We start from the raw sequence: 10,793 nt of genomic DNA, 5'->3' as shown, positions 1-10,793 counted from the left end.
TCCGCGGCATCGGTTACTCGACCGTCACCGACTTGGCGAGGTTGCGCGGCTGGTCCACGTCGAGACCCTTGGCCGCCGCGAGCTCCATACCGAAAATGTGCAGCGGCACGACCGCGAGAAGCGGCTCGAAGAACGGCGAAGCGAGAGGAATGCGGATGACCTCGTCCGCGTACGGCAGCACGGCGACGTCACCCTCCTCCGCGATCGCGATGACGCGCGCCCCGCGTGCCCGGATCTCCTGGATGTTCGAGACGACCTTCGCGTGCAACGACCGCTCGTCGCGCGGGCTCGGCACGATCACGAACACGACCTGCCCGGGCTCGATGAGCGCGATCGGACCATGCTTGAGCTCACCCGCCGCGAAGCCCTCCGCGTGGATGTAGGCGAGCTCCTTGAGCTTGAGGGCGCCCTCGAGGGCCACCGGGTAGCCGACGTGGCGCCCGAGGAAGAGCACCGAGCGCGTGTCTGCCATCCAGTGCGCGAGCTCCCGGATGCGATCCCCCACCTGGAGCACTCTCGCGAGCTTCTCCGGCACCTCCTGCAGCTCTCCCACCAGATCGCGTACCGCATCATCGCCGAGCGCGCCCCGCACCTGCGCGAGCTGAAGCCCGACGAGGTACAGGGCGGTGATCTGCGCCACGAAGGCTTTCGTCGAGGCGACCGCGACCTCCGGCCCGGCATGCGTGTGGACGACCGCGTCTGACTCGCGCGGGATCGTCGCGCCCTGCGTGTTGCAGATCGACAGAGTGCGCGCTCCCGCCTCGCGCGCGAACTTCACGGCCATGAGCGTATCCATCGTCTCGCCCGACTGGCTGACCGAGATGACGAGGGTCGAGGGCGAGAGGACGGGGTCGCGGTAACGGAACTCGTGCGCCAGCTCGACGTCGACCGGCACCCGAGCCCACTGCTCGATCGCGTACTTGCCCACGAGGCCGGCGTAGGCGGCCGTGCCGCACGCGATGATGAGCACGCGATCGATCTCGCGCAGAGCATCGTCGCCCAGAGCATCCAGTTCGGGAATGCGGACCAGGCCGTCGCTCACGCGGCCGAGGATCGTCTTGGCGATCGCCTCAGGCTCCTCGCTGATCTCCTTCGCCATGAAGCTCGACCAGCCGCCCTTCTCAGCCGCCGTCGCGTCCCAGTCCACCTCGAACGTCATCGGCGTCACCGGAGCGCCGTCGAACCCGACGACCTCGACGCTGTTCGGTCGGATCGTGACGAGCTGGTCCTGCCCGATCTCCATGGCTCGGCGCGTGTGCTCGACGAATGCGGCGACGTCAGAGCCCAGGAAGTTCTCTCCCTCACCGAGGCCGATCACGAGCGGAGAATTGCGGCGAGCGCCCACGACCACGCCGGGTTCGCCAGCGTGCACGGCGAGGAGCGTGAAGGCGCCCTCAAGGCGACCCACGACGTGCAGCATCGCGGCCGTCAGGTCGCCGAAGTCGCGGTAGGCGTCTCCCACCATCAGGGCGGCGACCTCGGAGTCGGTCTCGCTATGGAACTCGTGGCCGCGCGCGAGCAGTTCCTCCTTGAGGGGAGCGAAGTTCTCGATGATGCCATTGTGGATGAGCGCGAGCTGACCGTCGTCCCCGAGGTGCGGGTGAGCATTCTCGTCGGTGGGCCCGCCGTGGGTGGCCCACCGGGTGTGACCGATACCGGTGTTGCCGTCTGCGAGAGGTGTCGCCGCAAGATCGTCGGTGAGCACGCGCAGCTTGCCCGCGTGCTTGCGGGTGCCCAGCGCACCGCGCCCGTCGATGACGGCGACGCCGGCAGAGTCGTAGCCGCGGTACTCCAGGCGCTTCAGGCCGCCGAGCAGCACCTCGACGCTGCCCCGAGGGCCGACGTATCCCACGATTCCACACATGACTGTCGATTCTAGGGCTCCATCGACGGGAGTAACGTGGTGCTGATGCCCGAGGCGAGCGCAGCGCGCGAGACCAGTCCCTTCGTCGAGATCGATCGCCGACGGTGGGCGGCGCTCGCCCCCGCCACCCCCCAGCCCCTCACCGAGCAAGAGCTCATGCAGCTGCGCGGACTCGGCGACGCTCTCGATCTGCGCGAAGTGGCCGAGGTGTACGTTCCGCTGAGCCGTCTGCTCAATCTGTATGCGGCAGGTGCCCGCGATCTGCACTCCGCCACGCGCAGCTTCCTCGGCCAGGCCGGGCGCAGCACGCCCTTCGTCATCGGCGTGGCCGGCTCTGTCGCGGTGGGCAAGTCGACGATCGCCCGGCTTCTGCGCGAGCTGCTCTCCCGCTGGGACGACACCCCGCGAGTGGAGCGCGTGACGACGGACGGGTTTCTGCTCCCGACCGCCGAACTCGCTCGCCGGGGCATCCTGCACCGCAAAGGGTTCCCGGAGTCGTACGATCGGCGCGCTCTCCTCCGATTCGTCTCCCGCATCAAGTCGGGTGTCGAGGAGGTGCGTGCGCCGGTGTACTCGCACCTGACGTACGATCGCGTGCCCGACGCCGAGATCATCGTGCGCCGTCCCGACATCCTCATAGTTGAGGGTCTCAATGTGCTCCAGCCCCCCGGCCCTGGCGCGAGTCTCGCCGTGAGCGACCTGTTCGACTTCACCGTCTACGTGGACGCCCGCACCAGCGATATCGCCCAATGGTACGAGGACCGCTTTCTGGCTCTTCAGCGGGGCGCCTTCGCCGATCCGCGCAGCTACTTCCACCGCTACGCCGCCCTCTCGCGGGAGGAAGCCATTGCCAAGGCGCGGGAGATCTGGCGCGAGATCAACGAGCCGAACCTCGTCGAGAACATCCTGCCGACACGCGCACGGGCGTCTCTGGTGCTGCGCAAGGAGCGCGACCACACCGTATCGACCGTTCTCCTCAGGAAGATTTGATGGCTGACTCCGAGACCTACACCCACGGCCACCACGAGAGCGTGCTCGCCGCGCACCGCTGGCGCACGATCGCGAACTCGGCCCTCTACCTCGAGCCGCACCTGCGGTCGGGACGCTCGCTTCTCGATGTCGGCTGCGGGCCGGGGACGATCACCGCGGAGTTCGCCGACCGCCTCTCGCCGGGGCGAGTGGTCGGCGTGGACTCCGCTCCGGATGCTCTCGCTGCTGCCGGCGAGCTGACGACGACGGCGGAATTCGTCCTCGGCGACGCGTACGGCCTTCCGTTCGACGATGGCTCATTCGACATCGTGCACACCCATCAGACCCTGCAGCACGTGAAGGATCCGGTGGGCATGCTGCGCGAGATGGCTCGTGTCGCACGCCGAGGCGGCGTCGTAGCCGCGCGCGAAGTGGACTACTCCGCGACGACGTGGTTCCCGCTCCTCCCGGAGCTCGAGCTGTGGCTCGACCTCGTCCGCCGCGTCCACCGCGCCAATGGCGGCGAGCCCGACGCGGGGCGGCACCTCACGAGCTGGGCGCTCGAGGCTGGGCTCTCCGCATCGCAGGTCACGGCGTCTGCCTGGGCGTTCAGCACAGCGCAGCAGCGCGCCTGGTGGGGCGGGGCGTGGGCGCAGCGCGCACTCCACTCCCGGTTCGCGACCGACGCCGTGGGCGGCGGTCACGCCACCGCTCGCGAGCTGCAGAGCATCAGTGACGCCTGGAGCGCGTGGGCGGCAGACGACCGCGGCTTCTTCACGATGACCCACACGGAGCTGCTCGCCACGGTGTGAGCGGGCCGCACGCCCGTCGGGCTGGCCGACGGAGTGCTAGACCGCGAGCTCCGCGGACACGACGGCGGCGAGCCTCTCGGCGACAGCCTGTGCAGTCTCCTGGTCAGCCGCCTCGACCATGACGCGCACCATCGGCTCGGTGCCGCTCGCGCGCAGCAGCACGCGGCCGCTCTCCCCGAGCAGCGCCTCCTCGGCGGCGACCGCCTCGGAGAGGGCCGCACTGTCGTGCACTCGACTGCGGTCGACACCGCGCACGTTGATGAGCACCTGCGGGAACACCGTCATGACGTCGGCCAGTTCGGCGAGCGTGCGCCCGGTGCGCGACATCTCGGCGGCGAGCTGCAGGCCCGTCAGGATGCCGTCGCCAGTCGTCGCATGCTCCTGGAAGATGATGTGGCCAGACTGCTCGCCGCCGAGGCTGAGCCCGTGTTCCGCCAGTGCCTCGAGCACGTACCGATCGCCGACTTTGGTCTGGATGACGGTGATGCCGTGCTCGGCCATGGCGCGCGCAAGGCCGAGGTTGCTCATGACGGTCGTCACGAGGGTGCTGTGCGCGAGCAGGCCGCGGCGCTGCAGGGAGACCGCGAGGATCGCCATGATCTGGTCGCCGTCGATCACCCGCCCATCCGCGTCGACGGCGAGGCAGCGGTCAGCGTCCCCGTCGTGGGCGATGCCGAAGTCGGCACGCTGCTCGAGCACGGCCTGGCGCAGGGGCTCGAGGTGGGTCGAGCCGACGCCGTCGTTGATGTTGAGGCCGTCGGGGTCCGAGCCGATGACGCTCACCGAGGCTCCCGCGTCGCTGAAGACCTGCGGTGAGATGCCCGCCGCGGCGCCGTGCGCGCAATCGATGACGATGTGGAGGCCGTCGAGCCGGGCATCCAGCGTGCGCAGAAGGTGCAGCAGATAGCGGTCCTCGGCGTCCGCGAAGCGCCGGATGCGCCCCACCGCGTCGCCGGTGGGCGCGAGCTTTTCGCCCGAGAGCGCCCTCTCGATGCGGTCCTCCACCTCGTCGGGCAGCTTGGTGCCGCCGAAGGAGAAGAATTTGATGCCGTTGTCGGGCGCCGGGTTGTGCGAGGCCGAGATCATGACGCCGAAGTCAGCGCGAATGTCGCCCACCAGGAACGCGGCGGCAGGCGTGGGAATGACACCCGCGTCGAGCACGTCGATGCCCGAACTCGCGAGCCCCGCCGACACGGCGGCCGTCAGGAACTCGCCAGACACGCGCGGATCGCGCGCGACGATCGCCGTCGGTCGCTTTCCCTGCGCGCGCAACTCATCGGCGTGCCTGCCCTGCGTGAGCACGCGGGCTGCCGCTTGGGAGAGGCCGAGGGCCAGGTCAGCGGTGAGATCACCGTTGGCCAGCCCTCGAACCCCGTCCGTTCCGAAAAGGCGACCCATGTGGGTGGTCCGAGACTCGGGGCGACTAGCGCTTCGAGTACTGCGGAGCCTTGCGCGCCTTCTTGAGACCGGCCTTCTTGCGCTCGATGACGCGAGCGTCACGGGTGAGGAAGCCGGCCTTCTTGAGGGTCGCCCGGTTGTTCTCGCGGTCGATCTCGTTGAGCGCCCGCGCGATGGCGAGACGCAACGCGCCGGCCTGGCCCGAGGGTCCACCACCGGTGATGCGCGCGGTGACGTCGTAGGCGCCACCCAGCTGCAGCACGGTGAAGGGGTCGTTGATGAGCTGCTGGTGCAGCTTGTTGGGGAAGTACTCCTCGAGGGTGCGGCCGTTCACCACGTAGGTGCCGGCGCCGGGTGCGATGCGCACGCGGGCGATCGCCTGCTTGCGGCGGCCCACTGCCGCGCCCGACACGGAGAGGATCGCGCGGGGCGCGGTCTCCGCTGCGGGCGCGGTCGACTCGGTCGAGTAGCTCGAGGGGGCGGCGTCCGTCGCCTCGTCGGTGCTCGTGTTGTCGCTGTTCGTCACGTCTGCCACGTTGCTCATTGTCCTTAGCGTCGGCGGCCGCTACTGAGCGACCTGGTCGAGGGTGTAGGTCTTCGGCTGCTGCGCAGCGTGGGGGTGCTCGGCACCCGCGTAGACCTTGAGCTTCTTGATCTGCGCCCGGCCCAGCGAGTTCTTCGGCAGCATGCCGCGGATCGCCTTCTCGACAGTGCGCGCAGGGTTCTTCTCGAGCATCTCCGAGTAGGAGGTGGCCGTGAGGCCGCCCGGGTAGCCGGAGTGGCGGTACGCCATCTTCTGCTCGAGCTTCGCACCCGTGAGGGCGACCTTCTCGGCGTTGATGATGATGACGAAGTCGCCCATGTCCATGTGCTGGGCGAAGGTCGGCTTGTGCTTGCCGCGCAGGAGGACGGCGGCGTGGCTGGCGAGGCGGCCGAGGACGACATCGGTTGCGTCGATGACGACCCAGTCGCGCTGGATGTCAGCGGGCTTGGGGCTGAAGGTGCGCGTCACAGTGCGTACTTTCTGGTCGAGGTGTTCGCGAATCCCACTCCGGTGGGAGTTCCGTCTCGCAGATCGCGGAGGAACGCCTCGGTGGAGGGCTCAACTGGTTGCCCGTCGGCGACGGACACCAAGGGGAGAGCCTACCCGCCCAGGGCCTGCCGGTCAATCTGAGAGGAGAGGGTCCCGTCGGGCGCGGGTCAGCTCTGCGCGGGCCGCCAGCTCCGCGTCGGGCGGGTAGCCCACCTCGACGAGGGTGAGCCCCTGCGCGCCGACGACGGGGGCCGCACCCGTGCGACGCGCACCGTCGAGGACAGCGAGCAGAGCATCCTGGTCGAGGCGGCCCGCGCCGACCGCGATCGCCGCCCCCACGAGGGCGCGCACCATCGAGTGGCAGAACGCGTCAGCACGCACGTGGCCGATGAGCACGCCCTCGTCGTCGCGGGTCCAGAAGTAGTCCAGCAGGGTGCGGATCGTCGTGGCCCCCTCGCGCGCCTTGCAGAAGGCCGCGAAGTCGTGCAGCCCCGTGAGTGCCCGGCTCGCAGAGTCCATCGCAGCGAGATCGAGAGCCTCGTCAACCCACAGCGTGTGGCCGCGCCGCCGGGGATCACGGGGCCCCCGGCGGTCTGCGAGACGGTACTCGTATCGACGCCACAGAGCGGAGAACCGCGCATCGAAACCAGTGGGTGCGCGGGTCGCTTCGCGCACGACGAGATCTCCGCGGCGGCCCGCGATGCCGTTCACCCGTCGGCGCAGGGAGGCCTCGGGCCCGTCGTCCTTCTGGCCGCGTCGGCGATCACGTGAGGCGATCGCCTGCCACTCTTCCGGCGACAGTTCCAGATGCGCGACCTGCCCGAGCGCATGCACCCCGGCATCCGTGCGACCCGCGACGGTGACCCTCGGGGCATCCGCGGGGTCTGCTCCTCGGCGCAGGATCGTCGCGAGCGCGGCACCCAGCTCGCCCTCGACGGTACGCAGCCCGGGCTGCCGGCTCCAGCCGGAGAACTCCGCGCCGTCGTAGGAGAGATCGAGCCTCAGGCGCACAGTGTTCACGGCGCACCATCCTACGATGGTGGTCGTGGGCCGGCACCGGCTCGCCCGACGGCTCGATGGGGAGTCGACGGCGATTCGGGGGGAGCATGTTCCAGACACCGCGAGCGGTCGATAGCCCGGATGCGCGACGCCTGCCGGGCCTGGACGGCCTCCGGGCGCTCGCCATCGTGCTTGTGCTGGCGTACCACCTCTTCCCCGGCCTCGCGCCCGGCGGCTTCCTCGGCGTCGACGTGTTCCTCGTCGTGAGCGGCTACCTCATCACGACGCTCCTGCTCGAGGAGCATCGACGCTCCGGCCGCCTCGCCCTGCGCCGCTTCTGGGTTCGGCGGGCGCGGCGGCTGCTGCCCGCTCTCCTCCTCGTCGTCACCGTCTGCGCGGGACTCGCTGCGCTCATCGGCGGCGATGTCCTCGTGGGTATCGGCTGGCAGCTCGCCGGGGCGCTGACGTTCAGCTACAACTGGCTGTCGATCGCGACGGGGGCGGACTACCTCACGCAGACGAGCCCCGAACTCCTGAGACACCTGTGGTCGCTCGCCGTGGAGGAGCAGTTCTACCTTCTCTGGCCGCTCGTGCTGCTCGCGCTGCTCGCGATTCCCCGTCCGAGCATCCGCATCGCGCTCGTGAGCGTGCTCGCGATGGCGTCGGCCGCCGGTATGGCGCTCGTCGCCGGCGATCCCGCCTTGGGCACGACGGCGGCCTCGGCGGCCTACTTCTCGACCCTCACGCATGGTTTCGGGCTCGCGGGCGGTGCCGCTCTCGCCCTCGTGCGGGCCCGGCACGCGAGGTCCGTCGCGGTCTCCGCCCGCGGGCGTGGGCTCACGGATGCACTCGGAGCCGTCGCCGGTCTCGGCCTCGTCGGTCTCTCGCTGGCGCTCACGATCGATGGCGCGGCGACGTACCGCGGGGGGCTGGTCATCGCCGTCCTTCTGACCTTGGCGGTCATCGCTGCTGCCGACCGGCCGGGGAGCCGACTGCCGGTGGCGCTGGATGCACCGCTCCCGCGCTGGATCGGCGAGAGGTCGTACGGCCTGTACCTCTGGCACTGGCCCCTCATCGTGCTGCTCCAGGCACGACTGCCCGAGCTCGACCGCGCGAGCCTCAGCGAGACCTGGTTGCTCGGAGTGATCGCGCTCGCAGGCTCGCTTCTGCTGGCCTCGGCGACCTATCGGCTCGTGGAGTCACCGTTTCGCCAAGGCACACTGTCGCGCCCGCCGGGGCTTCTGCGCGCCGTCGCCGCCGTGGGCGCACTCGCGCTCCTGGCCTCCGGCAGCGTGGCCGTCGCGCAGGCACCGTCCCGCTCCCAGGCGGCCGAGCTCATCGCCGCCGGTCAGCTGGCTCTCGAAGAGTCGCAGCGACGCGCCGATCGCCCCGTGCCACGGGTCGAGGAGCCGGAGTCGGCAGCGGTCGGCGTGCTGCCCTCGGGCGACGAGATCACGGCGATCGGCGACTCGGTCATGCTCGCGGCCGCGCCGCAGCTCCAGGAGCGGTTCCCCGGTATCGCGATCGACGCGGTCGTATCGCGGCAGATGCGTCAGGCGCCGCAGATCGTGCGCGCGCTCGTGGAGTCGGGCCGTCTGCGCGACACCGTCGTCCTCGGACTGGGCACGAACGGCCCGATCGACCCGGAGACGCTCCACGAGGTGCGGGCGCTTCTCGGCCCGGACCGAACGCTTGTGCTCGTCAGTGCGCAGGCGCCGCGAGGGTGGACGCAGGGCGTCAACGCCCATCTCGACGATTTCGCACGCGCGTACCGCCTCGTCGAACTGAGCGACTGGCGCGCGGCGATCAGCACCCGGCTCTCGCTGCTCGCGCCGGATCAGGTCCACCCCGGCCCGACCGGCGGTCAGCTGTACACCGACACTCTGACGGCCGCGCTTCAACGCATCGCCGACCTGCCCCCGATGGTCGACTACGACGAGAACCCCGGGCTCTTCCGCCCTCGCTAGGAAGGCTCAGTAGGCCCGGCGGTAGACGGTGTCGCGTGCCGTCGCGGTGAAGCCGAGCGCCGTGTACACGCCGAGGGCGCCGGTCGGGCTGGCGGCGTCCACATCGAGCACCGCTCGCTCGAGGCCCTCGCGCGCGTAGGCCGCCATCACCTGGCTGAGGAGCGCGCTCGCGAGCCCGCGTCGACGCCAGGGTCGCACGGTTCCGACAAGGCCGATGTAGCCCGAGCTGTGCCCGTGGCGAGCCCAGTCCTCTTCGTTGACCTCCGTCGTCACGAACCCGACCACGTCGTCGTCGACGAGGGCGATGCGGCTGAGGTCGGGGCGGAAGGTGGGCAGATCGATCATCGAGCGCCATTGCTCGGCGCCTGTGGGCTGGCTGCCCCAGTGGTCGGCGAACGCCGTGTTCTTGGCACGTCGCACCGACTCGCTGAGTTCTGCGGTGAAGTCGACGACGACGACTCCCTCCGGCAGCGCCGATGCTGGGCGAGCGGCAGAGGTGTCGCATTCGAGCGTCGTGAAGTAGCGAGCCGGCTCGAAACCCGCGCGCTGCAGGAGGGCACCGTGCTCGGGCGCGGCGTCCGGCGCGTAGCTCATCACCCAGGCGGGGAGAGCGAGGTCGCAGGAGGCGAGCATCTGGCGAGCCCGATCGTGCTGCCAGGCGAGCAGACGCCGGCCGAGACCCCTGGATCGGTGCGCCGGGTCCACACCGCCGGCGAGTGTCACCCGCACGATCGACTCGGGGTCGGGCGGCATGCTGACGAGCCCGTAGGCGACCGCCACGCCATCGGTATCGAGGCACAGCACGCCATCGGTCGAGGGCTCGAACCACGACCGTTCGAGTTCCTCCTCCATCTCTTCGAGCGACTCGCTCCAGGTCGGGTGGTCGCGCGCGCTCATGCGCTCCGCGATGCCGGTCAGCAGCGGGGCATCGTCGGGCGCGAGGGTGCGCCATCGATAGCCGGCCGAATGCGCGGGCAACGACAGCGACGTGGGCGCCTGCACCCTGTCGCGCAGAGGAGTGCGCTCGCGATCGGTCACGGGCACAAGAGTACGGCCCCCGCACCGTCGGGTGCGGGGGCCGTGATGCCGGGTAGCTGATGCTACTTGGTGTCGTCAGCCTGGTCGCTCGACGCTTCGACCGTGGACGCCTCGTCGGTCGCCGCGTCCGCGGTCGATCCGTCCTCGGTCGACGCGGGAGCGTCCTCCGCCGGGCTCTCGGAGCCGCTCTCGACGGCGTCCGCCTCCGGAGCGTCCACGGCGTCGGCCTCGGGCTCCGTCGCCTCGGGCTGGGCGGGCGCGGCGGCGGCCGACTTCTTGGCGCTCTTCGGCTTGGGGTTCACCGGCTCCAGAACGAGCTCGATGACCGCCATCGGTGCGTTGTCGCCCTTCCGATAGCCGGTCTTCGTGATGCGCGTGTATCCGCCCTCGCGCTCGGCCACGAGGGGTGCGATCTCCGTGAAGAGCTCGTGCACCGCGCTCTTGTCGCGAATCACCGTCATGACGCGGCGACGCGCATGCAGGTCGCCTCGCTTGGCGAAGGTGATGAGGCGCTCCGCGAGGGGGCGCAGGCGCTTGGCCTTCGTCTCCGTCGTCGTGATGCGCTTGTGGGTGAAGAGTGCGGTCGCCAGGTTGGCGAGGAGCAGCCGCTCGTGTGCGGGGCCTCCTCCGAGGCGGGGACCCTTGGTGGGCTGAGGCATGATGTCTGTTCTTTCGTATCAGTGACGGTGCGGGGGCGAGTGCGACGCGCGCGC

The 10,793-nt window shown here is 70.2% G+C and carries 10 protein-coding genes; 3 read left to right on the top strand and 7 right to left on the bottom strand.

Translation table 11 applies throughout. The features are described 5' to 3' along the window. Nucleotides 1-13 precede the first annotated feature (13 nt). Nucleotides 14-1,864: a glutamine--fructose-6-phosphate transaminase (isomerizing) gene (glmS, locus tag RJQ01_RS09815; protein WP_350476549.1), complete on the bottom strand. Its 1,851-nt coding sequence runs from the start codon at nucleotides 1,862-1,864 to the stop codon at nucleotides 14-16. A 45-nt stretch (nucleotides 1,865-1,909) separates the two neighbouring features. On the opposite strand from glmS, the gene coaA reads away from it, so the two are divergent. Continuing rightward, nucleotides 1,910-2,854: a type I pantothenate kinase gene (gene coaA / locus RJQ01_RS09810; RefSeq protein WP_350476548.1), complete on the top strand. Its 945-nt coding sequence runs from the start codon at nucleotides 1,910-1,912 to the stop codon at nucleotides 2,852-2,854. Beyond that, the gene (locus tag RJQ01_RS09805) at nucleotides 2,854-3,645 is read left to right on the top strand and encodes a methyltransferase domain-containing protein (protein WP_350476547.1); all 792 of its coding nucleotides are present in this window, start codon (nucleotides 2,854-2,856) and stop codon (nucleotides 3,643-3,645) included. The genes coaA and RJQ01_RS09805 overlap by 1 nt, the downstream gene beginning before the upstream one ends. Nucleotides 3,646-3,681: 36 nt before the next feature. Here RJQ01_RS09805 and glmM read toward each other — a convergent pair whose 3' ends face one another. The 4 genes from glmM to RJQ01_RS09785 form a co-directional block, all read right to left on the bottom strand. Beyond that, complete coding sequence (gene glmM / locus RJQ01_RS09800) at nucleotides 3,682-5,043, bottom strand: phosphoglucosamine mutase (protein WP_350476546.1); 1,362 nt, start codon at nucleotides 5,041-5,043, stop codon at nucleotides 3,682-3,684. A 25-nt stretch (nucleotides 5,044-5,068) separates the two neighbouring features. Next, nucleotides 5,069-5,587 (bottom strand): 30S ribosomal protein S9, encoded by a 519-nt coding sequence (rpsI, locus tag RJQ01_RS09795; RefSeq protein ID WP_350476545.1) that lies wholly within the window; start codon nucleotides 5,585-5,587, stop codon nucleotides 5,069-5,071. 21 nt (nucleotides 5,588-5,608) lie between these two features. Continuing rightward, entirely contained in the window at nucleotides 5,609-6,055 is a 447-nt protein-coding gene (gene rplM / locus RJQ01_RS09790) for a 50S ribosomal protein L13 (protein ID WP_350476544.1), read from the bottom strand. Nucleotides 6,056-6,208: 153 nt separating this feature from the next. Continuing rightward, a complete protein-coding gene (locus tag RJQ01_RS09785; RefSeq protein ID WP_350476543.1) occupies nucleotides 6,209-7,096 on the bottom strand; it encodes a tRNA pseudouridine synthase A in 888 nt (295 codons plus the stop codon). An 86-nt stretch (nucleotides 7,097-7,182) separates the two neighbouring features. On the opposite strand from RJQ01_RS09785, the gene RJQ01_RS09780 reads away from it, so the two are divergent. Beyond that, on the top strand, nucleotides 7,183-9,042 hold the full coding sequence (locus RJQ01_RS09780; protein WP_350476542.1) for an acyltransferase family protein: 1,860 nt from the start codon (nucleotides 7,183-7,185) through the stop codon (nucleotides 9,040-9,042). Nucleotides 9,043-9,048: 6 nt separating this feature from the next. On the opposite strand, the gene RJQ01_RS09775 is transcribed toward RJQ01_RS09780, so the two are convergent. Together RJQ01_RS09775 and rplQ are read right to left on the bottom strand one after the other, a co-directional pair. After that, nucleotides 9,049-10,080, bottom strand: coding sequence for a GNAT family N-acetyltransferase (locus RJQ01_RS09775; protein WP_350476541.1), 1,032 nt, complete (start codon nucleotides 10,078-10,080; stop codon nucleotides 9,049-9,051). A 62-nt stretch (nucleotides 10,081-10,142) separates the two neighbouring features. Further along, nucleotides 10,143-10,739, bottom strand: coding sequence for a 50S ribosomal protein L17 (gene rplQ, locus RJQ01_RS09770; RefSeq protein WP_350476540.1), 597 nt, complete (start codon nucleotides 10,737-10,739; stop codon nucleotides 10,143-10,145). Nucleotides 10,740-10,793 lie beyond the last annotated feature (54 nt).

Source organism: Microcella sp. (assembly GCF_040286215.1).
In the GTDB taxonomy this organism is placed as follows: domain Bacteria; phylum Actinomycetota; class Actinomycetes; order Actinomycetales; family Microbacteriaceae; genus Microcella.
The sequence above is the reverse complement of the archived record's forward strand: the minus strand, read 5'-3'. Positions and strand labels throughout refer to the sequence as shown.